Origin of the sequence: Bacillus sp. M13(2017) (assembly GCF_002218325.1) — a bacterium.
GTDB classification, from domain to species: Bacteria; Bacillota; Bacilli; order Bacillales; family Bacillaceae_G; genus Bacillus_A; species Bacillus_A thuringiensis_K.
In genome coordinates this window covers 156,715-179,713 of the sequence record NZ_KZ268510.1, presented here as the reverse complement: position 1 = coordinate 179,713, position 22,999 = coordinate 156,715, and the positions used below count along the sequence as shown (strand labels likewise).

Here is a 22,999-nt window from a genome sequence, read left to right as displayed (position 1 = left end):
TATAATCATTATAGATATCAATGGAATTTAAAAAAGATGACTCCTGTTGGATACAGAAATCATCTTCTTGATGTTGCCTAACTTTTTTCAAAATGTCCTTTACAAAGGGTACAGATTATCTACACCGTCCATTTTTAGAATGGGCTGCTTCATTAGCCATTATAATTTTTTATATGATATTCTTTTTTATTAAATCTATTTTGACTGGTATTTATGAAACAAATATTAATAATAAAGAACAATTAAATGAAAAGTTAAAAGAAAAAATGAGTAATACCTTTATTTTATGTTTTGTCGCAATAGGTGCTACCACATACAAATATAACTTACCTGAAGATTTCGTTGGATGGTTATCAGTAATAGCAAGATTTATTATACTTTTCGCTTTCCTATTTGGTATTCAATATCTTATTACAGTATTAGCATGGAAGAAATCAAATAAAATTTAATAAGTATAGACAAAAAAGCTTATCTTTTAGCACTTAATGATAAGCTTTTTATTATTTTTTCATCTTTTTTCGTTTTGGTGTACAATGAATTTCTTAGCTTGATAGCGATGGGATAGAACCACATCGCCATCAAGCGGAAAATTTATAGTACCCCAGAACAAAAATTCGTGCTAACTTGTAATAAAAAATGTGAAATTGCCCATAGACAACTATCTTATATTAATTACATAAACTAGTGTGTGATATAATAATATAAAGATATTACATTTAAAGGAGGATTCAAATTGGTTAAAAACTTACCTTTACTAATAGTGATTTTAATACTTGGTATAAGTTCTTCTACGTTAAGTACGAATGGATACTTTTCTCCAGTTATAGAATGGTCTTTAATGATTATAAGTATTATTTTAAACATTACTGCAGTGATAGGTTTATCACTACACGTTCTTGTATACCAACCTATGAAAAGATTTGAAACAAATTTAAAAGAAACATGTAAATAAAATAATTATATTTGAGGTAACACCCCATCGTTATCGAGCTAAAAAATGTATCCATAAAAAGAAAAAATACGCTATTCTTTCTGTAGAATCATAAGAAAGGATGGCGTTTTTTAATTTTATAGATACTTTGTGGTAGCCTCAAGTAGGAGGATTTAGCACAGGCAAACAATAATATCTTTTGTCTAGAAAGGAGAATGTTTTTTGAAATACACATTAAGAAAAAAATTAAGGGTGTTTTTTATAGGATTACTAGTACTAGTAATAATCGCTTCTATTTTCGTTTATTACAAGTTTTTAACACCTTCAGCAGATATGCAACAATACAGGGAGTATTATGCTCCAAAAACAACACAAAAAGTATTGAATCAAGGTGAGGTAAAGGTCACATTTTTAGGAACATCATCTTTACTATTTGATGATGGAAATACACAATTAATGATTGATGGTTTTATTTCTAGGCCATCCTTACCAAAAATGTTGTTCAGCAATATAAAAACAGATAAAGATACTGTGGATAAAGTTTTTAATCAAATAGGGGTTGATAATAATAAACTTAAGGGATTATTTATTGCACATACACATTATGATCATGCGTTTGATTTAGCTTATTTCGCTAAACGAACTGGAACACATGTATATGGTTCAGAATCAGCAATTAACATAGGTATTGGTGGTTATATAAATAAGAACCAGATGTCTGTATATGAAGTAAATAAGGCTATGAAGTTTGGTGATTTTAATGTTACTGTCCTTCCATCGAAACATTCACCAACCTTTGATGAAGGAGAAAAAATAAAAAAGCCACTTAAACAACCTGCTAAAGCCCTAGATTATCATGAAGACTCTTCTTATGATTACTTAATTACACATAATAATAAAACTTTCCTTGTTAAACCAAGTGCTAACTATATAGAAGGGGTATTAGATGATATTCGAGCTGATGTCTTGTTTTTAGGAATAGGGGTATTAGGAAAGCAGGAAAGTACTTTCCAAAATACGTATTACAAGCAAACTGTACGAAAAGTACAACCGAAGCTTGTTATTCCAATACATTGGGACGATTTCAACAAACCATTGACAGATACTCTTGAAGCGATGCCTAAATATGCGGATAATACCAAAAATGGATTAGATTTTATAATTCAAAGGACAAAAGCAGATAAAATTGATTTTCAAATACTTCAAGGTTTTAGAAGTATTTACTTCTAAAAATGGGATCCATCACAGCTCTATCAAGTTAAGGAACATAAAAAACGATAATAATGAACTTCCGCGCTAAAAAAGCCACAAAATTTTCGTTTAGAGGGTAATCTGTTCTGTTAGCTTGATGGTGATGTGGCGGTACCTTATCACTATCGATTTAAAAGAATGACTTCCACGTTTTATGCGAAGATTAATTTGTTTTGATTGAAAATAGATTATAAAATTAATATTTAAATACAAAAATTTGAATATTAATATGTTATCATTTAAATGATTCAGATATGTGGTACAAAGTTAATATTTGTAGCTGAGTTCGTTTATACAGATGAAAGAATTAAATTATGAAAAGGCGGTATTTATTATGAAAGCAATTAAATTAGCAGGTTTAACAATTGCAGCAGGTTTATTATTGGCAGCGTGTGGTACTGAAGAAGCGAAAATAGAGCAAGAGGTGAAGAAAGAGGAACAAAAAGAAAAAGTTAAAGCATTTCAGGCAGAAAAGCAGCAAGAAGATAGGAAAGTAACTGTGCAACAATCGACGAATAAGTCAAAACAGCATGAAAATGTGGCAAAAGAAACAGTTAAAGAAGAACAAAAAGCGGAGTCAACGCCTGTTGAACAACCGAAAGCCAGCGGGTTAAATGAGGCACAAACACAAGAAAAAGTGGAACAATCGATGACAGCACAAGGCCAGGGAGCGCGTAATAAAGATGTGAAATTAAGCCAATTAGGCATCCAAACAGCAAAGGATGGAATAAAGGTAGCTGCACAGGCGCAAGACATCCATATTGAAGCAAAAGACAGTCTAACTCGAATTGTTGTTATCGTTCCAGCTGGAACAACGAAAGAACGAGCGCAACAAGTAGGCGACATAGCAGCGCGCCAAGTGGCAAGTTTTGGGGCTATGGGATTAAATGTAGATTTGAAAGCACCATCAAAAGACTATTTAGGGGAATATTGGGAAAATTTCTCTGGTGATATCGGTATCTATGACAGTAACGAAAAACAATTAGTACGTGGATATATTTCCAAGTTAAATCCAACAAAAATTAAATGGTAAGAAAAAAAGGTCCCTACACAATGTGTGGGGATTTTTCCATAAAGAAAAAAACTTAAGGGGTCTTCGGATGACTCGAATTATCGTACAGTAATGCATATTAATTAATAAAATTAACTATACAAATAATTTATTATATGTCCATGTACTCTAGCTGATATAATGTGTAAGGGAATTATTGGTTAATTAGTAATGCATATATGTAATATTAGGGGGATACATAAGTAATGTTAGATGCTATTTTTGCAGTTGTAGAAATACTCTTCGGTTTTTTTGCATTTATAATAACTTTATTTGCTTATCTTTTTTCAACAGGAGAAGAAAAGCAACAAGCAAAGGAGGATTTAAAGGAGCTTTCTAAAACTGCTCTCATCCCATTTGTAGTGTTTGTAATCGTAATATTATTTTTTGTTATTAAGGTAATTGATCATGATAATAAAGTTGAACAAGAACAACAAAGGCTACATGAAGAGAACTATCAACGTTATCATAATGATGGTGATTCTAATCTTGATAAAAGCCTGGGACAAGATAATAAATAATATAGATAAGAACCTCGCCATCTTATGGAAATGGCGAGGTTCTTACGCATAAAGAAAAGACACCCTAAGGTGCCTTTTCTAATAGTTTTTTAGCAGAAGCAACTGCATCCGATAATGATTAATAGTATAAAGAGTACAACGAGTAAAGCAAAGCCTCCAGCAAAACCGCAGCCTTCGCCGCAACTACCACCATATCCCATAATAATAGTTCCTCCTTTAGATAAGAGAAAAAGACTAGGGGTCATTCCATGCGCTTTAATGGGTTCACTTTACTTTATGTTTTTACGTATGACTTGAGCAGGTCCTTTTGAAAATAAGGGAAGACAAATTAATGTGTTTCCCTTGAACGTTGATAAATTACACATTTTCTAAAAAATAAACTATTTAATTATATCAATAATAGGATTGTTTAATATAATGTATTAATCCTAACAGAAGGGAGGATTAGCCATGCAATTAGTTTGTTTTAAAGTAGTAAATGGACAATACTTTTTAGTTGTAGAAGGTATCGAGATTCCTGCGCCAATTCCAGCGTTTGCTGCAGCTTTATTAATTGGTTTAGGAGTAATCCCACTTTGTTCTTAATTTAAAGAATTTCAAACAGCTCTATCTTTCAATCGATAAACCCTTAAGTAAATGAATGCTTAAGGGTTTTTTTACAATAAAAAAAGAAAAGACGCCATAAGGCGTCCTCACAATTAGGTAGATAAGACTTTAGTTTTCCAATCTAAAGAAATTTTGTATCAGTTCTTTGAAAATATATCATAATATCCAATTGATTTATTATGCATTATTACATACTTCTCTCAAACCTTCTAGTTTCTATTTGATAAAATTGAATCCTAATATTACTAAAAATCAAATAAATATTTCTAAAAACCCTAAATATTTATAAGGATAACAAAAGTGATACATTTAAGGTGCAAATTATAAAAAATATAAAAGGAGGGTGAATAAAGCGGTATTTAAAAAGGGCTATTATAAACGGTGAGCAGTTATACAGGTTATATGAACCTGAATCTTGTTAAAAAATGATACTCATTTGAGTGTACTTTCTGATTTGAACCACCTTGATTAAAATAATGAAGAATCATCATTTGTTTATTCTGATTTCTTGAAAAGTTTTAATAGATTCATGTTGAACAAACATACTTTTTAGAAAGAGGGGAGATTATTAATGGATAGTCAATTACTATATCAACAGCAAAAAAGAGAAAAGGCACTTGTGATTGGAGCTGGTATTGCAGGCTTACTTACTGCACGCGTGCTTTCCAGTTATTTTGAGACAGTAATAGTTGTTGAAAAAGATGAGTTACCTCAAAAACCATCTGAACGTCTAGGTACACCCCAAGACTTTCATCCTCATCGTGTATTACCACGCGGAGAAATAATTATGAACCGTTTCTTTCCTGGATATGTTGATGATTTATTAAATCTAGGGGCCCATAATGTCAAGAATGATAAAATGATTCGATTTTCTCCGTATGGGGCACTGGAACTAGTTATAGAACGAAAAGGTGCAGCAAGCAGTCGAGCATTGTTAGAATGGACAATCCGCCAACGTGTGCAAGAAATTCCTAATGTACATTTTTATTCAAAGCAAGCGGTGACAGGCCTTTTAGCTTCGTCTGATCACAAGCATGTTATTGGAATTAATATTCAAGAACGAGACGAATTAAAAACAAAGCGAACTGTGTTAACCGATTTGGTAGTTGACACATGTGGTCGTCAATCTAAACTCAATAAATGGCTTACATCTATGGGATATGATGTTCCAGAACCAGACCGTTTAAAGGTGAATTTTGGATATAGCACGAGATATTATAAAGTACCTTCACATATCAAAGAGAAATTGAGTGCAATTTCTGAAGGAGATCCTGCTAAAAACGTTGGTGCTGTAGGGTTATTATATATTGAAGATAACATAGCTCAAGCGCTACTATTTGTTGCTGGAGGTACGCACTATCCACCAACCAATTCAAAAGAATATGAAAAAGAATTGGATTCTTTAGTTACCCCTATGATGAGGGAGTTAATTAAAGAGTTAGAACCAATTAGTGTCCCAAGAGGATTTAGAGCGCATGAATCAACTCGTCAACATTTTGAACAAATGGAAAATTGGCCATCTGGATTATTAGTGTTAGGTGATGCTTTTTGTAACTTTGATCCCATTTACGGACAAGGGATGACCGTAGCTGCCATTGAAGCTGAAATGTTAGATACTTGTTTAAAAGAACAGTCTACTCATAAACCTGGATTCGAACGCAAGGTGCTGCAACGTATGCAACAGGCTATTGAGCCGGCATGGTGGCTGAGTTCAATTGCGGATTTACGTTGGAAAGGTGTTGAGCATGTAGGAACCGTTCCACTAAAAGGTGTGAAATTTGCACAGAAATATTTTGATTTATACCTTAAACAAGCTGTAAAGCAAGCAAATGAGGGTAATTCATCCATGCTCCAAAAATATATAATGATGAATGGGCTAGTTCATTCGCCTCATGAGATCATTAACTCAGATATGTTAAGGATGTTAATCAATGGAGATGAGTCTTCAGAAGAGAATGAACTTTTGAACGAACTTGGAGAAGTAGATAAGAAACCAATGCAAGAAAGAATACATGAACTAATCCCTTCCTTCACATTAGCTTTTAAGAATAGTGTTCCAGATCTGTTCTCATCCATTTCAATTTCTAATGTCAAATGAGGAAAAGAAACATTGCTCTAATTAGGGCAATGTTTCTTTTATTAGATAAGCAGTATTTAATTAACTACTTTTTCAATTGTTGGCATTATAGCGATTGGTGGTAAAGAGTAAGTCCAAGCAGCAGCATATACGTTTAATTTTTCACCTAATTTGTAGTTTTCACCATTGGATACAGGTACTCTTAAAATTTTATTTTGGGAAACTAGCTCCCACCAATTATTCTGATAATAAAGTGCTTCTTCTTTCGTAAAAGTATCAGCAACAATTAAGTAATTATCGTCTGCTGAAATAACATAGCCCGTGAAAGGTATTTGTATTCGTACCTGTTCCTCCTTAATTGGAGAAGTGTTATTGGCATTATCCGCAGAAGCAGGTGTTAAGCCAAAAGTAAATCCGCACCCTAATGTTAATGTTGTAACTACTGTTAATAATTTTTGTTTTTTTGAAAACATAATAGAAAGCCTCCTTAAATTTTATTACCACACCAACACCTTTCTATTCATTTAGATATAAAGCCTTTCTGCATTCAAATATTTAACAATTTTGTCATAAATAAAACAAAATTGTATGTGATATGTATTTTTTAGAGTGATTTATGATATAATTCATTAGGTAAAGTATTTTCGTGGTTCATCTCTATATAGTTTTTTACCCTACTTACTCTGTAAAATATTATTGGTGAAGAGAGAATGTTTTCTCTCTTCTTTTTTTATTTGACATTAATAATATCGTTAATAAAGGATGTTTAATATTTTTTAGGCTATTTTGTTGTTGGTAATGAGTTTTGGTACATATAATAAAATATGGTTTGATTAAGAGATTTAGTCTTGACGTACAGAATTTGCAAAATGTTGGTGTTCCGTCTTTATTTACATCAAATGTTAAATGTATTCTAATTTTAAATGAATTCAACATAATATTTTGTATCTATAATCCCAAAGGAAACTTTACATGGAAATGAAATTTTTCCTGCAGAAGCAGCCTGCATACAAGAAATTACCCAAGATTCCAATTCTAAAGGCAAGCGGTATACTTGAATATTACCATCACTGTTTTTTACAGTTACAATCGGTGTATTTACTCTGGTTGTAGCAAAATCGTCCGTTGTTATCATTCTTACTGCATTATTAGTGTGAAAACCAGTGTTTATAACTTCATAAATCTGTCCATCTTTCTTTTTAATAACCATAGATATATTTAAATAGGGATAGTTTTTAATATCATTATGAATAATTGCTCCTACTGCATTCTTTTATGTTCCTTTATAAAGATTTAAACATGTTTACGTAAATTTATTTTATTTTAATGGGAAGATGTTCAACGTTGTATTAAAAAAAAAACTGGAAAATTATGCCTCGATGGGCTAATTGGGCTTGAGAAGGTGCATGTGGTGATTGTCTTGGATGTCTAGCTGGTTACGCAATTGTTTGCGCTGCTAGTCAAATATAAAAAGAAGGGTGTGATTCCTCAAATGGAAATGTCTAAAGGAATACTGTTTTATAGACTAATATTGATTATTGCTTGTTTCGCATTAGTTGCCTTCACATATCCATCTGAATTCTCTAAATTCGCATTAATCGCAGGTATTGTTGGTATTTTTATTACACTAGATAAAATAATAGCAAAAGATAACAAAAAAAGAGTTTATCTCCTCGTATCATTACTCTTTATAATTGGATTTGCTATAACCTTCTACTACACATTCTTATAAAAATACTTCACAATAGGCGATACTTCAAAAAAAAGAATCCTGGTCTTTAAAGGATTCTTTTTTTTGCCCTCCTTCTCTTTTCCCCCCTTAACAAACCAGATTAGCTAGCCAAAACAGGATATGCGAAGGGTAGGGGGCAAAGCTGGGGCGTGGAAAGCCTTTTGAATATGTGTAATTATTTCACTGCCTCTTTTAATTCTTTTCCTGCTTTAAAAGCAGGTGCCTTTGAAGCCGCGATTTGCATTTCTTCACCTGTTTGTGGGTTACGTCCCGTACGTGCAGATCTTTCACGTACTTCAAATGTACCAAAGCCAAGAATCTGTACTTTATCTCCATTTGCTAACGCATTTGTGATTGTATCTAATAACGCTTGTGTTGCTGCAGCAGCATCTTTTTGTGTAAGTTCAGCTTTTTCTGCTACTACTTTTGTTAATTCAGTTTTATTCATTTTCTGCACCTCTTAATATGTAATTAGGTGACTATTATAACGTGTGTGTATTCATGACGCAATTATACTGTACTTAGAAAAGGCCATAGCAAGAGCAAGAGGACGATGTCTGTGTAAAAGGCATAAGGAGGATATTAATTATCGCTTTAAACTCTGTTCATATTTCTTTACATCTTCCATGGTTTTAAATATTAACACATCAAAAATTCCTTTTTCATTCCCACATACGACAACCAAACCATCTGTTGCTTCCAGAACTCTACCAACGCCACCATCTGTAAGTGTAATACTGGTGAGATGTTTTACGTTCAGTTTTTCTTCTTTTTGAATGTAAGTAGTTATGGGTGTTCCTACAGGAAATGCGTCTGTGATTTCTTTTGTTGTATATGTGCCATCATCTAATGATTGAGTTTTAGCGGTAATAGAATCAGTTTGAGTGGCACATCCTGTTGAACATATTAAAAGAATGCCAGTAATCATACTTACACAAGCTGTTTTTACCATTCACAAAATCCTCCTATAACTGTTCGTATTGTCAACTCATTTAGGGTAACAAATTATATATACGAAGTTTGTTGGATTATATGAGTCGTAATTTAACAAAGATACAGGTATTTTGGCAGAATGTGTTTCAAACAAAAGAAAAGACACCCTAAGGTGCCTTTCTGCGACTTGAACCAACGTAATATGGTATTGGATGCCAATCCAATTATTATTTTACCACATTAAGTAATTTTGGTTGTTGAGAAATATAATTCAAATCTATACGTTGTTTACTTTTACTTCATTAGCTTCTTTGTTTTGGATTCTTCAATCTGTTCAGATTTAATTTTAATTTCAGGAGTTATTGCTATCTTGCTACTCGGGTGCATGCAATAACAGTATTTGTTGCACCAGAACCCCAAAAGCAATTAAATGTAAAAAAATAAAAGCCGAAACGTATGTTATTATTATATTGAGAATTATAAATTAAAGGTAGCATCTGGAAGGGAATAGTTATAAATGAAAACAATAAAGGGGAAATTATCTTTTAGTATTGATATTATAGGTTGTATCCTTTGCGTTATAATGCTTATTATAAGTCTAGTTAATTTTAGAACATGGGTGTATCCTTTTTTATTTCTTGTCTGCGGACTAATTTTCTTCATTAATATAGTAAATACCCGTAAGGGCAAAGGGTATAATTCAAATTAAAATAAAATTGTATCCGTATAATCAAAAAAACGCTATTCTTTTTGTAGAAATATACAGAGAGGATGGCATTTTTTATGAATTTTTTTTCAAGATGAACTTCAATAATTTGCTGAAAGATTATATCAATATTTCCCTCCTTCACTTTTAGAACAGCTTGCTAGAGGGGGAGATTTTGCGATGTTACCTGATTATATAAAGAAAGCTCATGAGATAGCCAAAAAAGCCCATGCTGGACAAGTAGATAAAGCGGGTGTGGACTATATCAAACACCCTGAGGCAGTTGCTAGCTTTGTAAATACGGCCGAAGAGAAAGCTACTGCTTATTTGCATGATGTTCTGGAAGATACTGAGATAACTGCTGCTGATTTATTAAGTGCTGGTATACCCCATAACGTAGTTGAGGCAGTGCAGGTACTGACAAAAGAGAAATACACGCCTTATTTTGAGTATCTGAGCAGAGTAAAAGAAAATTCTCTTGCCCGCACAGTTAAACTTGCAGACTTAAAACATAATTCTGATCGCTCAAGACTAGCTAGGATAACAGATAAGGACCTAAAACGATTGGAGAAGTATCGCAAAGCGATTCAGTTTTTAGGGGAATAAAAGAAACAGCAACTTCTTTAGTAACAATTTCCTAGAATACCAGTTGTACAAAGAGACTACTTCTTGCAAATATTCAATGTTCATCATATGGTATTTTTAACGAAATGTAAAAAATAGTACACAATATGTTAAAGATTATATGCAAAATGTTAAAAATAGGATAAAATGTTTATAGGAGGTGGAGGTAGTTGTTAAACAACCGGATAGTTGTTTGTCGTGCCGAAAAAGGTTGGACACAGCAAGATTTAGGAGACAGAGTAGGTGCTAGTCGACAGACTATCGCATCTATGGAAAGGAATAAATATAATCCCTCTTTAATTCTTGCATTTAAAATAGCCCAAGCTTTTGGAAAACCATTAGAGGAAGTTTTCGGATATAAGGAGGAATAAATAAATGGAATTTATAAAGTATATTGTAATTATTATTATAGCTTTATCATGCCTAAGTGAATTATATATGTTTAAATTTCAAAAAAGCAAAGAGGCAAGAGATGAGAGGGGTTTAGAGATTCAGTATAAAACTACTAATTTTTTATATAACATTCTTTATCTGGGAATAGTTATATTGTTTCTCCTTAACATACTTCAATATATTACAGCAGAACAATTTGTGAATATCCTCTTATATTTCTTTATTTCTTTAGGGATAATAAAAGTTGCTTATTCATATTGGAGAAGGAGCTATTAAATATAAAAAGAAATACTTAAAATAAGGTTCATATTTTTAATATACTTGTTCCTGAATTAATAATAGATTAATTTCTGCGGAGGTATTAGTACTTAATATTAAGAGAAATTAGCCGCAGCTTACTAATAGAATTATAGATACGCCTATGTACTTAAAGAATAAATACAGAGTTTTTATAAGCATGGAAAAATTGCAGTTTCAATTGAAACTGCAATTTTTAATTCATCTTTGCCATTATAGGGGAGGGGATTTGAAGTGTGCTAAGATAAATTCATTTTAGTAAATTTGCTTCATTTTAAAATAAGTTTGAATGAAGGAGACAATTTGCTAAATACACTATGTTGTTCATTTCCTTCTTGATTCATACCTGCCTGATAAGATGAAAATCCTTTATACGTTTTTCTTTTCCATTTCCATAAGCCATTACTCTGATCGAAATCACCATAGTAATGATTGTAATCCAATTTGTTTCTTGTGTTTTTATTAAAATTATTGCTGATAAAAATACGGCTATTACTAGCATAAATTTGGTTATTGGTAATTACATTGTTTCGGGTATCGTAATTTAATTCGATTTGGCCACTCTCTTGATCTTTTGTATCATTTTTATAAATCTCATTGTTTGTGATCGTGTTATTTTCAGCATATCCTTGCTGACTATCATATCCACCAATTGCAATGCCACTCATAATATTATTGGATATCGTATTGTCTCTAACGGTAATTTGGCTTGCACTTTTTCCTGCATGTTCGCTAGCTACTTCAATACCGAGATCATTTTCATAGCTTTGATTTTGCTCAATGATAATTTCCTTTCCACCATCCACGTAAATACCATCGGCTGAATATTCATTATAACTAGTATTATTGATGGATGAATTGTGATGGACAATGTTATTACGAACAACTCCATTTCGTGCCTGATCTAAAGCAGCTACTGGAGATACGCCTTCATGTCCAATAAGAACAATTCCAATGTTGTTGTTATTATGCACTTTGTTATTGGTAACTTCAAAAGAATCTACATTTCCATTCACAGCAATTGCTTCACTCAGTCCTAACTTCAAATTTGCTACTTCGTTATTATCGATGACAATATGATTTAAATTATTTTGAGCACTAGATGAAGTACCGTATACAGCAATACCGTGTGCATTTCCATCCTTAACATTTGCTTCAATGTGGTGAATATAATTATTTCTAATATCAATGTAACTTCCTGTTCCAGTGATATAAATACCAATAGGGGTTTCGTTAACTTTCGTTGACTTTAAGTTACGAAATTCTAATCCTTTTACTTGAATATAGTTTTTGTCTTCTATTGTAAATAACCCATCATCTTCTAACTTGACTTTAGAACCATCAAGAATGACTTTTTCATCTTGGTAATTTTGAAAAGTAATGGGTGCTCCTGAGGTACCAGAATGAGCGACACGAACTTTTTGGTTATAAACTCCGCCTCTTATGTAGATTGTACTTCCTTCTTTTGCGACATTAGCAGCTTTTTGAATGGTAGCGAAAGGTTGATCTAATGTGCCGGGATTGAGGTCATTTCCTGTTGGAGATACATAGTAATTTGTAACAGAAATTCCATTGCTATTGAATTGTGCAAAGGTAGAGGTAGGGAGTGTGAAAATTAACATACTGAAAGAAAGTATAAAGATAAAAAGCGATTTTTTTAATGAGGGAAATATTGTTTGATATTTCATCATGATCCTCCTTCTTTAATAAGCATTCCTTCTCAACTATATAATTCAAACAGACGATTTATATCTTGTACTAATAAAAAAAGACCCAGTAATGTATTCTGGATTAAGAAACACCAACTCCTATGGTCTACGTATTCTATCTGAAACTAAATTTTTAATAATTCATGGTTTTTCGTATAAAATCAAATCATATATATGTGTACTTGAAGAAATACAGATATTAAAATCGGTAGACGAGGGAATGAGGGATACTGATACTAATTTTAAGAGAAGTTATTCAAAATATATTTTCTATTCAATTAAATCTTCCCTGTGTATCACGTTAACTGTTGTACTAATTGGATTGGTAAGATTAACAGATAATTATTTAAAATGGGGGTAGTTCAATAAATCTGAAATTAACATTGTTTAATATAAGTATCCGAAAAAGTTTATCAAGTTTTAATATTCGAAAAATAATTTATATAAACAAGTATGTTGTGGTAACATTTAACAAAAGGGGGTAGCGTATATGAATGTTGAAATTATTTCTAAAGAAGAAATCACAAAATTATTAAACGACTGGTATCAAGCTATAATTTCACAACGTGTATTACAGTCTAATAAAATAAAAGAAGAGATTGCAGATAAAATTAATAATATTAAGGAAGACCAAACAATATTAGTCTACTATGCTTTATTGAATGCACGGTATAATCTGCTAATTCGTGATATGGATAGTTCAAAAGATATTTTGGATAAAATTGAGCCATTACAAGAGCCTACAGAAACATTTTTAGAGTACTATCATCATTTATTTAAAGCAATTTATGCTACTAATACAGCAAACCATAGTGAAGCAAGAATGCAATTTGAAGAAGCTGAAAAGTATTTAGAGTACATGTATGATGAAATCGAAAAAGCTGAATTTAATTATTGGCTTGCAGTTCATTACTATCACATATTGAAACCAATCCTAGCAGTTCAATTTGCTACGAAGGCAAATGAAGTATTTTCAATTAGTCCAGGGTATGAATTAAAAACTGCTGCTTGTTTGAATACTTTAGGGATGGCACACACTCGCTTAAGTGATTTCGAAAGTGCAGAAGAATATTTACTTTCAGCATTGGGTACTTTTCAAAAATCTCATGACGAAAGTCTTACTAAACGTGTAAAGCACAATTTAGGACTTTTATATGCAAGTCAAAACATGTCAGAGTTAGCAATTAAGCATTTAGAGGAATCACTAGAAAACAACGCTAAAAAGATGTTTCTTTTAGCAAGAGAACATTTTAAGTTAGGTCATAATCATAATGCTAATGAATATATTGAGAATGGCTATAAGATGAGTGACTTATGTTATCGTCATCATTTTCAAATTTTAAAAACAGTACATAACTATGCACCACAAGAAGAATTAGAAAAGGTGGTCATGGAAGGTATTTCGTATTTTGAAAAAGAAGAATTATATGATTGGGTAAAAGAATATGCTTATCTTTTAGGTAATATATTCTATGGTTCAGAAAATCATGAAAAAGCCAGCAAGTATTTACACATCGCTTTAGATGCAGACAAAAAGAGTATAGAAAGAAGGGCGCTAAAATGAAAAAAGCAATCTTATTAATGATGATGTTATCCGCTGTTTTTACTTTTGGTCTTACTAATGTAAAAGACGTATCACAAAATGAAACTATTGAAGTGTTTATGGATCATGGAGAGCATATTTAATTATCTAAAAAAGAGGGAGCTGCGAGCACCCTCTTTTTAAATTATGACCATGATATACTCATATAAATCTTCTCGTTCAAAGTATTCAATTCTTGCAAGAACGGTAGCTTCTAATTTCTCAGCAGGGACATTATTATTAATGTCTTTTAAAATTTTAAACCGATGCTGATATTCTTCATTGTTTAGTTCTGTACAGAGTTGTAATCCTCTTTCAAATAAAGTGTTAGCAGTTTCTTGGTTTCCTAGTTTAGGGTGTTCTATGCCTTCGATGAAAATGGCTTTTTGAAAAGTAAACGCCCATTATAAATATAATAATGGGCGTTCCTTAGTTTATCAATGAAGAGTATATATTGACAGAACCTAATATTATTAATGGAAATGATTTATATAGGTATTCGATGACTATTCCCTTTAAAGGACGACATAATTCAAAAAAGGCTATAGTAATCATGAAAAATCCAAGTAAAGCTGGTAAATACGATGTTCAAGCACAAAGGAAGGTTTCCGATGAAACTATATATCGTGTTACTGATTATATATATAAACATGAACAAAATTACTCAAAAATAATTATTTTAAACCTCTTTGCTATTTATTCATCATTATTTGATAAGAATGTTAAAGAGGAATTAATATACGGTAATGATAATATGGAAATAAACAACAGGGTTATTTTATCAAATCTAGAAGAAATACAAGAAGGTGATAGAATAATTTTGGCTTGGGGAGGCTATCCAAAGCGAGCTGGGTTTAGAGAGCATTATCGTGAAAGAATTAAAGAAGTTATGACTTTATTAGAGGGTGTAACGTTATGGAGGGTAGGTGAGTTGGTGGAAATTAATAAAAGCTCTTTTCCACAACATGGGCTAAATTGGTTTGATTATGAGAAAATGAAGGAATTTATATAAAGAATGGTTACGTGTTTGATAGGACTGGGGAAAGACGGATAACGTTTTACATACTGGTTACTACCTCGATTTAAACGTTTCTTCATGTAAGGGTTCATACACAACTCGATATTTAAAATATTGCTCGGATAATATACATGATTTAATGATAAAATTATTGGTGGTAGTTTCCATTGTCAGAAGAAAACTTAATTGAGAGAAGGAAGCAACAACTAAACTTGTGAAAAACTTATTAATGTTTGTTTAAAAAAATGTCATTTGAACAACAGGTGATAAATTTTATTAAAAGAATTATATAGTCAATGAAAGAAAAGAAGGTTTGTGTATTTAAGTTATATATTACCCCGATAAATCAAGTTGGTCTGAGAGAATTATTTATGTTTAAGATACTATTATTCCTTCTATATGGATGATTGTTACCCAGAATTAATTAATATTAGTTATAATAGGAATTTTACTATTTTTAGATACTATAATAAAGAGCTAATAGATGTTTTAACTTTGGATATTACAAAGTTTCAAAATGGAGAAATTTATGGGTTAATTGATTATGAATAGTTCAGCATCAAACTAGGTATTTTAATATTGTGGATTTTTTCTATTTTGTTTACTCCATATATTTTTTGAATGAAATAGTCATTCTTGGGACAATGATAAGTGCAGTATACAATGATAATTAACCGACTTACTTACGATAATGGACCGTCTGAATTAACAAATAGGTCAAACTGAATATGTTTAATCAATTAATAAAAAGACAGGGAGCAATATAGAATTTTCTTGTCCCTTTTATTTGTAATTTAATTTATTCAATTAAAGGAAACCTCCTGCAGCTTCAAGAGAATAACTTTGTCGCAAATGCAATCAATGGAATAATGTAATTATAAGATTTTTTATTTATGCAAGAGGGTGCAAACAGATGTTCAACATAGTCTATTTAAAGGATTGGGTTTCTTGTTATTTGTTTTTAATTTATTTGAGAACATATATAGAGAATGCCTAATTTTTTTTATAGATAAAACTCAAATTTCTACTCCATAATACTTAAATTGCTCGCTATAATTAAATTATAATATATAGCACAGTTAAGGACTCCAAGGAGGTTCTTAACGATAAAAAGGATAGCTACTGCTATCCTTTTTTGGATACAATCGTAATAAAATGTTGTTTTTAAAAGGTATTTGTTCTATTAAAAACACATCTCTAGAAAAGTGACACATGATGTAATCACTTGTTCAGTAAATTAATAGACTAAGAGCATTAGAACACTTAACTTTCTTCTTTAATATTTTTGCAAGAGGCTTTCATGATTGCATCAAGACCTCATCAAGACCTCATCAAGACCTCATCAAGACCTCATCAAGACCATCTTCTGTTAACAATTATGCTTCTTGATTATCACCAAGGTTCGAGATAATGTTCTAAACCTTAGTGGTAATCAACTTTGTTTAACATCTTAAAATAAAGGGAGTTAGGTATATTAAAGGAGACAGAATTTGATAGAATATTAATGTAGGAAAAGTTCGCTTAACCACGAAGGGTAATTACAGAATGAACAAAAACATGGATAGGATGGTATGAATAGTGTATTTTAATATACGTTAGACTACCCATTCATATTAAATTTATTAACAATTAACGTAATTGGTGAAAGGAGTGTTGGTTTGAAATTATTAACTTGGAATATAAGACAAGGTGGTTCAGTGAAGCGCATCCCAAGGATTGTAGAGCAACTAAGTAAACATTCACCAGATGTACTCTTGTTAACAGAATACTGGGAAGGAGAAAAGGGGGAAGAGATTAAGCGGTTACTAAGAGAAAATGGGTATGAATATATGATTTCTAGTAATGGCGCTATTAAGCAAAATAGTCTACTATTTGCTTCTCGTTATCCTTTTGATGTTGTTCCATCCTTTTATAAGAAAGACAGGAATGGACAGCGCTGGTTAGAGATTAGAATACCCCAATATGAATTACATATTATTGGAGTCCATATTCCAACTAATAACAATGATGTACAAGAGAAGTTGGAATTTTGGCGAGAATTAAATGCTTTTGCAAAAGAACATTGTAATTCTAGGACTGTTATAATGGGGGACTATAATACAGGACTAGAAGAAGATACACAAGGCGCTCCTTTTGTCGGACCACAGTATATGCAAAAATTAGTTGATTTAGGTTGGATTGATACTTGGAGATATACACATGGCTCTTTTTCTGGTTACTCATGGTACAGCACGAAGGGAAATGGATTCCGAATTGATCATATTTTTGTTGCGAAAGCTTTAAAAGAAAACATACTTGAGTCATATTTTTCACATCAAGAGCGTTTAAATGGTTTGTCAGACCATTCTATTTTGTTAGTAGAACTACAAATATAACTATTTATTGCATATATGAATAGGGAGGTACATAAATAACAAGATGGTGGATGGTTCGAGCAGGTAACAGTAACAAATTATTTCCAAGTTGGAAACAAGAAAGGGTAGATTCAATTGGATGGACAGAGTTAGGAAATCCCAAAGACTAATTAACTAGAGAAACATTAATACAAAAATTATATGTGGTATATGAAGATGAAAAGCCGCCTACTCGTCTGAATTGGGCAAGCCAAGTTTAAGAAAAGCTCTTTTAGCTATTCAACAATAATGCATGTTATGTGGTGTCTCAGATGAATGGTTGTTAATAGCAAGTCATATAAAGTCATGGAGTCATTCTAGTCATAAAGAACGGTTAGATGTTACTTACAGATTTAGTAGAGTTACTAATTAGGAGGTGATGAAAATGTCTAGGCGGAAAGAGGATTTAGAGAATAAATATCGTTTTCTTATAGAGGTTGAATATTATAAAGAACATTACACTTTTGAAAGTTACATATGCTTTGTCTATATTGATAATAATTACTTTCCAAGCCACGAAGCGAGGATTAAACTTCCAGACTGTGACATCACTGAATATAAATATAAAGGTATTTATTTAAATAAAGAAATAGAATATGAATACAAAATGGATTATAGGAAAGTAAAGGAACATATCAATACTCCTAAGTGGTTTCAAGATTTATTAGAAAAAATTAAAAAACTATATTACAACGAAGTTAGATTTAGTAGATTATACAAGTGATTAGCAAATTTATTATAAAAGTTGCATATATTATTTTAATGAAATTTTAATATTATTGTTTATTTATAAGAAAAATGTGTTGTCGTTCTAATTAAAAGGGGGAAGAAGTGTGAGAAATGGATTTAATTTAATGGAATTTAAAGTATTGAATAGGAAAAAAACAATCTTTGACATAAAGTTTCTTGATGAAAAACAAAATGTTGATAATAAGCCATTTTCAACTGTAATTATTGGAGCAAATGGTGCGGGGAAAAGTTACTTACTTTCACTACTTACAGAAGTTATTAGGGCAATAGAAAGTAAAAAGTTTAACAAAGATTTTACTTTAAGATATGAGTACTATTCTATTAAGTATTGTTTAAATCATACAATGTATTCTGTTGAAATTTTCAAAAAGAAATTCAGAATCTTAAAAGAGGATAATCCAATAAGAATTGATGAGATTGATTTGCCATCAAAGGTATTAGCTGTATCTTTTATGATTAATGATAAATTTACTTTTCAATCAGATGATAAAAATCCAAATAGTAATTACAAGTATTTGGGCGTACGTAGGACATCTAATGCAACTTGGACTAATTCAATTGTTAGAAAAATAAGTGATGCTTTAATTGCACATGCTAATACAGAACATTTTTATGATAAAGTAAAGGAAATTTTGGAGTTTTTGGGTTATGAACCTATAATTAAGTTAGTATTTGAACCAGAAACTAAAACATTTTTTAAAAGAGAAACATCACATAAGCAATTAATAACGAAAATTAGTAAAATAATCAAGTCTGAAGAATATCGAGCCTTCTCTATTAATAAGTTTCAGGAAGAAGAAATTGAAAATTTAAGAAAATACATAAATGAGACTTCAAAGGAAAGAGAAAAAACTAACATAAATAATAAAACGGGAATTCAGTATACAATTGATTTTAGAGAAATAGAAAAGGATTTTGCATTACAGCAAGATTATAAAGTAATACAACATTTAGTGGACATGAGACTTTTAAAAGCACCTGTATTATTATTCTGTAAAGATGATGAATTTGAATTTGAGCATGCTAGTTCTGGCGAAAAACAGTTTTTATTTACCATGCTAAGTATTGCCTCGAAACTGGAACAGAACTCTTTGATTTTAATAGATGAACCAGAGTTAAGTTTTCACCCCAATTGGCAAATGTTGTATATTAATTACTTAAAAAAAATTTTTAGCGATTATTCAACTTGTCATTTTATTTTAGCAACACATTCTCATTATATTATTTCAGATTTAGAGGAAGGTTCTTCTTCTATTGTAATTATTAATAATGATGAAAAAGGGAAATCAAGAAAAGCAGAGTTAGTTAAATACAGTACATATGCGTGGTCAGCTGAAAATATACTTTATAATATTTTCCAAGTGAGAACAACTAGAAATTATTATTTTGAAATGGACTTAAGAAGATTAATAACATTGGTCAAGGAAAAATCAAACGACTTAGAAGAGATACAAAGATTAATAATAAAATTAAAAAATTATATTTATGATGATTTGGACCCTATGAATTTAATTTTGGGAGAAGCAGAGGTGTATTTAAAAAGTGTTAGAGCAAATTAAAGGAAGGGTAAGATTTGTTAAGAAGCAAAAAAAATATTTACGAAAATTAAGACCTTGGATAGGGAAAAATTGGGAACTTAAAGATAGCGAAATTGTACAAATGAAAAAGTATATTAGAATTCTTCTTGAGAGACTACAGGATAATAAATGTGCATACTGTGGTTTACCATTTAAAGAGACTAGTAATTCAGAAATAGAGCATATTGCACCAAAAGTGTCTAACCCCCAATTTACTTTTACACCATTAAATTTGGCTTTAGCCTGCCACCTTTGTAATGGTCCTATTAAAAAAGGGAGAAAACAAACTATAACCATTTTACATAGGAATTATCGACTATGTAGTTTTTTAATAGTCCATCCATATCTTGATAATCCTAATGCACATTTTAAATGGATTCCTAATGGACATAAGATATTGATTTCTAGTAGATCAGCAAAAGGTGAGGAATCGATTAAAATGTTTAAACTTGATAATTCTGCACATAGTGAGGCTCGTGCAAGATTAGTATATTATGAATATAATAAAATTGAAGATAAGCAAATGGAAATGATTTTGAAAAAAGCTCTTGAATATAAGGGAACTTCGCCCTGTTGAGTAATCCTTTTTCTATTTGGAAAATAAGAAGGGGATATTACTAACAAGAAGGTAAGTCACTATTGTAGCTTACCTTCTTGTTTTTGTCTGTAGTTTATTGAAAAGATTGTGTTTGATGAAATTGTTAGTTTAATAGGGAGCATATTGAGTTTATTATGATAGGTTTATGCAAGTAAGTATTCAAACGCAAAAATTATCTATTATAATTAATTTAACATATACAGCACAGTTAAGGACCCCAAGGAGGCTCTTAACAATGAAAGGAAGCGTCAAAAAAGATAAGAAAACAGGAAAGTATTTTTATACTGTAGACATTGGTATTGACCCGCTAACTAGTAAAAGAAAGTAAAAAAGAAAAGGGGATTCATTACTAAAAAAGAAGCAGAAAATGTTTTAACAAAGTTGCTCTCAGAAGTTCATATGGGAAAATACGTAGAACCTAGTAAACTCTATTATGGTGAATATCTTGAGAGCTGGTTCAATACCAAGAAGAACAGTGTTGATATCCAGACAGCGAAAGTACTGAAAGGGTATTTAAATAGTTGTATCATCCCTTCTCTAGGCACTAACACATTGCATATGCAGAACTACGTTAATTCACTGCGAGACGAAGGTTTAAAGCGAGGGACAATTGAGAAGATAATCAAAATCATTCGGAACTCTCTTGAACATGCAATAGATTTGGAGTTAATAAGTAAAAATGTTGCAGCTAAAACCAAGCTGCCTAAAGATGATAAGGAAGAGCTAACTGTATGGAACGAACAGGAAGTACAATTGTTCTTAAAAGCTGCGCAGGATAGCAGATATTCCATTGTCTTTCATATGGCTCTTGTAACTGGAATGCGACAAGGTGAATTGCTAGGGTTGTGGTGGAAAGATTTCGATTTGGAAAAGGGGCATTTAACCATTAGCCAAACGTTAAGTCATGACGGGAAGACATTCTTGGTTGGAGGAAAGACTAAATCAAGTTTAAGGAAGATACTATTACCTGCATCAACAGTAGCAAGGCTAAAGAAGCATAGAGCAAGTCGTATTGAAAGAAAAGCTGAGTCAAGGTGAGGAATATCAAGACAATGACTTGGTGATGTGTACTCCTTCTGGAACACCAATTAATCCTGCTAATGTTAGATGAAGTTTAAACGCTCTGATTCAGAAAGCAGCTGTTCCAAAGATTCGATTTCATGATTTACGTCATACGCATGCAACTTTACTACTAGCTAAAGGTGTGAATGTGAAAGTGATTTCTGAGAGGCTAGGGCATAGTAATATCAAAATCACATTAGATACTTACTCGCATGTATTGCCAACAATGCAAGAGGATGCAGTTAACAAAATAGAAGAGATTTTGTAGGTAATGTGACCAATTCTGTGACCATTGGTGTTTTTAAATATAAAAGCAAACAAATAAAAACCGCATCAAACGTTAATTTGACACGGTTTCTATCAGTATGACCCCGGAGAGGCTCGAACTCACGACCTCCACCCTGTCAAGGTGGAGGTCTTTTACCTAATTTAGTCTGCCTTTTGTATTAAAAACTCCCAAAACTTCTTTAATTCCTCCTGCTTTTGAGGAGAGGCACCTTTAATAGCCTTAAACCACTGTTCTAATTCTGTATCAGTTACCTCAATATTATCTCTTGTAATGAATCCTATTTCTTCTAATAAGGATTTTGTGCTTATATTCATGGCATTTGATATCTTTTCTATTACTAAAAGTGTGGGTTCTACAGGTTTTCCAGTTCTTGAATCTACACCTTTTTCAAGTTTGTCTATATAAGTATGACTAACATCACATTTTTGAGCAAACTCGCGTAAGGATAGTTTATTTGTTAAACGATAATTTTTTATAATTTCACCAAGAGTTTTCTTCATATATAATCCTCCTAGTACAATTGTAAACAATAATTTACAAAAAGAAACTAAAATAGAGAAAAAACATGTAAAACATTGTTGACGGTTAAGTAAACTATGGTTTACAATTGTTTTGTAATCATATGAATACATAAGTGGAGAGGAGTAGAGCAATGAATAAGATAGCTGAATTAAGGAAAGAAAAACTAATATCACAACAAAAGTTAGCGGCACAAGTTGGTTTATCGCGCACTTATATTTCTGAGATAGAGAATAATAAAAAACAACCTAACGTTAAGTTAGCTATAAAAATAGCAAAAGTTTTAGGAACAAGCGTGGAATCTATTTTTAGCCCTTCCCGTAAACTATAGTTTACGATGATAGAGGTAGAGAATTTGATTGCCAATATAGCTGTTCCAT

At 31.5% G+C, this 22,999-nt stretch carries 26 protein-coding genes, 1 tRNA gene and 2 pseudogenes; 21 read left to right on the top strand and 8 right to left on the bottom strand.

Annotation, left to right across the window (positions count from 1 at the left end; translation table 11 throughout):
- The 6 genes and pseudogenes from CGQ22_RS31630 to CGQ22_RS22190 form a co-directional block, all read left to right on the top strand.
- On the top strand, positions 1–81 hold an 81-nt coding region (locus CGQ22_RS31630), incomplete at its 5' end, for an IS3 family transposase (protein WP_141106080.1).
- Between the two features lie 35 nt (positions 82–116).
- A pseudogene (locus tag CGQ22_RS22210) lies at positions 117–449 on the top strand (hypothetical protein); the annotation flags it as partial.
- Positions 450–733: 284 nt separating this feature from the next.
- Positions 734–952, top strand: a complete 219-nt coding sequence (locus tag CGQ22_RS22205) for a hypothetical protein (protein WP_089149374.1) — start codon at positions 734–736, stop codon at positions 950–952.
- A gap of 201 nt (positions 953–1,153) precedes the next feature.
- Positions 1,154–2,161, top strand: a complete 1,008-nt coding sequence (locus CGQ22_RS22200) for an MBL fold metallo-hydrolase (RefSeq protein WP_089149373.1) — start codon at positions 1,154–1,156, stop codon at positions 2,159–2,161.
- A gap of 319 nt (positions 2,162–2,480) precedes the next feature.
- Positions 2,481–3,215, top strand: a complete 735-nt coding sequence (locus tag CGQ22_RS22195; protein ID WP_089149372.1) for a DUF874 family protein — start codon at positions 2,481–2,483, stop codon at positions 3,213–3,215.
- 224 nt (positions 3,216–3,439) lie between these two features.
- Positions 3,440–3,754 (top strand): fucose 4-O-acetylase, encoded by a 315-nt coding sequence (locus CGQ22_RS22190; RefSeq protein WP_089149371.1) that lies wholly within the window; start codon positions 3,440–3,442, stop codon positions 3,752–3,754.
- A gap of 89 nt (positions 3,755–3,843) precedes the next feature.
- On the opposite strand, the gene CGQ22_RS22185 is transcribed toward CGQ22_RS22190, so the two are convergent.
- The gene (locus tag CGQ22_RS22185) at positions 3,844–3,954 is read right to left on the bottom strand and encodes a YjcZ family sporulation protein (RefSeq protein WP_000540371.1); all 111 of its coding nucleotides are present in this window, start codon (positions 3,952–3,954) and stop codon (positions 3,844–3,846) included.
- 250 nt (positions 3,955–4,204) lie between these two features.
- Here CGQ22_RS22185 and CGQ22_RS32565 point away from each other — a divergent pair, with 250 nt between their 5' ends.
- Together CGQ22_RS32565 and CGQ22_RS22180 are read left to right on the top strand one after the other, a co-directional pair.
- On the top strand, positions 4,205–4,339 hold the full coding sequence (locus CGQ22_RS32565; protein ID WP_001177696.1) for a hypothetical protein: 135 nt from the start codon (positions 4,205–4,207) through the stop codon (positions 4,337–4,339).
- A 592-nt stretch (positions 4,340–4,931) separates the two neighbouring features.
- Complete coding sequence (locus CGQ22_RS22180; RefSeq protein ID WP_089149370.1) at positions 4,932–6,458, top strand: NAD(P)/FAD-dependent oxidoreductase; 1,527 nt, start codon at positions 4,932–4,934, stop codon at positions 6,456–6,458.
- A 56-nt stretch (positions 6,459–6,514) separates the two neighbouring features.
- Here CGQ22_RS22180 and CGQ22_RS22175 read toward each other — a convergent pair whose 3' ends face one another.
- Together CGQ22_RS22175 and CGQ22_RS22170 are read right to left on the bottom strand one after the other, a co-directional pair.
- Complete coding sequence (locus CGQ22_RS22175; protein ID WP_089149369.1) at positions 6,515–6,910, bottom strand: DUF3221 domain-containing protein; 396 nt, start codon at positions 6,908–6,910, stop codon at positions 6,515–6,517.
- 446 nt (positions 6,911–7,356) lie between these two features.
- Positions 7,357–7,692, bottom strand: coding sequence for a hypothetical protein (locus CGQ22_RS22170; protein WP_089149368.1), 336 nt, complete (start codon positions 7,690–7,692; stop codon positions 7,357–7,359).
- A gap of 237 nt (positions 7,693–7,929) precedes the next feature.
- Here CGQ22_RS22170 and CGQ22_RS22165 point away from each other — a divergent pair, with 237 nt between their 5' ends.
- On the top strand, positions 7,930–8,169 hold the full coding sequence (locus CGQ22_RS22165; protein WP_046946533.1) for a hypothetical protein: 240 nt from the start codon (positions 7,930–7,932) through the stop codon (positions 8,167–8,169).
- A 175-nt stretch (positions 8,170–8,344) separates the two neighbouring features.
- Here the strand turns inward: CGQ22_RS22165 and CGQ22_RS22160 are convergent, their stop codons facing one another.
- Complete coding sequence (locus CGQ22_RS22160) at positions 8,345–8,617, bottom strand: HU family DNA-binding protein (RefSeq protein ID WP_001043940.1); 273 nt, start codon at positions 8,615–8,617, stop codon at positions 8,345–8,347.
- Between the two features lie 138 nt (positions 8,618–8,755).
- Positions 8,756–9,121 carry a hypothetical protein gene (locus CGQ22_RS22155; protein ID WP_089149367.1) on the bottom strand — a complete coding sequence of 122 codons (366 nt, stop codon included), beginning with the start codon at positions 9,119–9,121 and terminating at the stop codon, positions 8,756–8,758.
- 867 nt (positions 9,122–9,988) lie between these two features.
- On the opposite strand from CGQ22_RS22155, the gene CGQ22_RS22145 reads away from it, so the two are divergent.
- Entirely contained in the window at positions 9,989–10,414 is a 426-nt protein-coding gene (locus CGQ22_RS22145) for an HD domain-containing protein (RefSeq protein ID WP_089149365.1), read from the top strand.
- A gap of 188 nt (positions 10,415–10,602) precedes the next feature.
- Entirely contained in the window at positions 10,603–10,803 is a 201-nt protein-coding gene (locus CGQ22_RS22140) for a helix-turn-helix transcriptional regulator (protein WP_043938507.1), read from the top strand.
- A gap of 588 nt (positions 10,804–11,391) precedes the next feature.
- On the opposite strand, the gene CGQ22_RS22130 is transcribed toward CGQ22_RS22140, so the two are convergent.
- Positions 11,392–12,810: a right-handed parallel beta-helix repeat-containing protein gene (locus CGQ22_RS22130; protein WP_089149363.1), complete on the bottom strand. Its 1,419-nt coding sequence runs from the start codon at positions 12,808–12,810 to the stop codon at positions 11,392–11,394.
- 511 nt (positions 12,811–13,321) lie between these two features.
- Here CGQ22_RS22130 and CGQ22_RS22120 point away from each other — a divergent pair.
- The 9 genes and pseudogenes from CGQ22_RS22120 to CGQ22_RS22080 all read left to right on the top strand — a co-directional run bounded on the left by CGQ22_RS22120 (position 13,322) and on the right by CGQ22_RS22080 (position 22,079).
- The gene (locus tag CGQ22_RS22120) at positions 13,322–14,395 is read left to right on the top strand and encodes a Rap family tetratricopeptide repeat protein (RefSeq protein WP_089149361.1); all 1,074 of its coding nucleotides are present in this window, start codon (positions 13,322–13,324) and stop codon (positions 14,393–14,395) included.
- On the top strand, positions 14,392–14,517 hold the full coding sequence (locus CGQ22_RS22115) for a hypothetical protein (protein WP_000709205.1): 126 nt from the start codon (positions 14,392–14,394) through the stop codon (positions 14,515–14,517). Before CGQ22_RS22120 ends, CGQ22_RS22115 begins: the two co-directional genes overlap by 4 nt.
- Before the next feature lie 350 nt (positions 14,518–14,867).
- Positions 14,868–15,425 (top strand): DUF1643 domain-containing protein, encoded by a 558-nt coding sequence (locus tag CGQ22_RS22105; RefSeq protein WP_089149360.1) that lies wholly within the window; start codon positions 14,868–14,870, stop codon positions 15,423–15,425.
- A 1,664-nt stretch (positions 15,426–17,089) separates the two neighbouring features.
- Entirely contained in the window at positions 17,090–17,806 is a 717-nt protein-coding gene (locus CGQ22_RS22100; RefSeq protein ID WP_089149359.1) for an endonuclease/exonuclease/phosphatase family protein, read from the top strand.
- A gap of 271 nt (positions 17,807–18,077) precedes the next feature.
- Complete coding sequence (locus CGQ22_RS33010; RefSeq protein ID WP_431521030.1) at positions 18,078–18,197, top strand: hypothetical protein; 120 nt, start codon at positions 18,078–18,080, stop codon at positions 18,195–18,197.
- Positions 18,198–18,209: 12 nt separating this feature from the next.
- Complete coding sequence (locus CGQ22_RS22095) at positions 18,210–18,548, top strand: hypothetical protein (RefSeq protein WP_089149358.1); 339 nt, start codon at positions 18,210–18,212, stop codon at positions 18,546–18,548.
- Positions 18,549–18,657: 109 nt separating this feature from the next.
- The gene (locus CGQ22_RS22090) at positions 18,658–20,133 is read left to right on the top strand and encodes an AAA family ATPase (RefSeq protein WP_089149357.1); all 1,476 of its coding nucleotides are present in this window, start codon (positions 18,658–18,660) and stop codon (positions 20,131–20,133) included.
- Entirely contained in the window at positions 20,117–20,728 is a 612-nt protein-coding gene (locus CGQ22_RS22085) for an HNH endonuclease (RefSeq protein WP_089149356.1), read from the top strand. Before CGQ22_RS22090 ends, CGQ22_RS22085 begins: the two co-directional genes overlap by 17 nt.
- 256 nt (positions 20,729–20,984) lie before the next feature.
- Positions 20,985–22,079 (top strand): annotated as a pseudogene (locus tag CGQ22_RS22080) (tyrosine-type recombinase/integrase).
- Positions 22,080–22,177: 98 nt separating this feature from the next.
- Here CGQ22_RS22080 and CGQ22_RS32110 read toward each other — a convergent pair.
- A tRNA-Val gene (locus CGQ22_RS32110) sits at positions 22,178–22,250 on the bottom strand.
- On the bottom strand, positions 22,241–22,600 hold the full coding sequence (locus CGQ22_RS22075) for a helix-turn-helix domain-containing protein (RefSeq protein ID WP_089149355.1): 360 nt from the start codon (positions 22,598–22,600) through the stop codon (positions 22,241–22,243). Before CGQ22_RS22075 ends, CGQ22_RS32110 begins: the two co-directional genes overlap by 10 nt.
- Before the next feature lie 152 nt (positions 22,601–22,752).
- Between CGQ22_RS22075 and CGQ22_RS22070 the strand changes: the two genes are divergently transcribed.
- Entirely contained in the window at positions 22,753–22,950 is a 198-nt protein-coding gene (locus CGQ22_RS22070; RefSeq protein WP_089149354.1) for a helix-turn-helix transcriptional regulator, read from the top strand.
- The last annotated feature ends 49 nt before the right edge of the window (positions 22,951–22,999 follow it).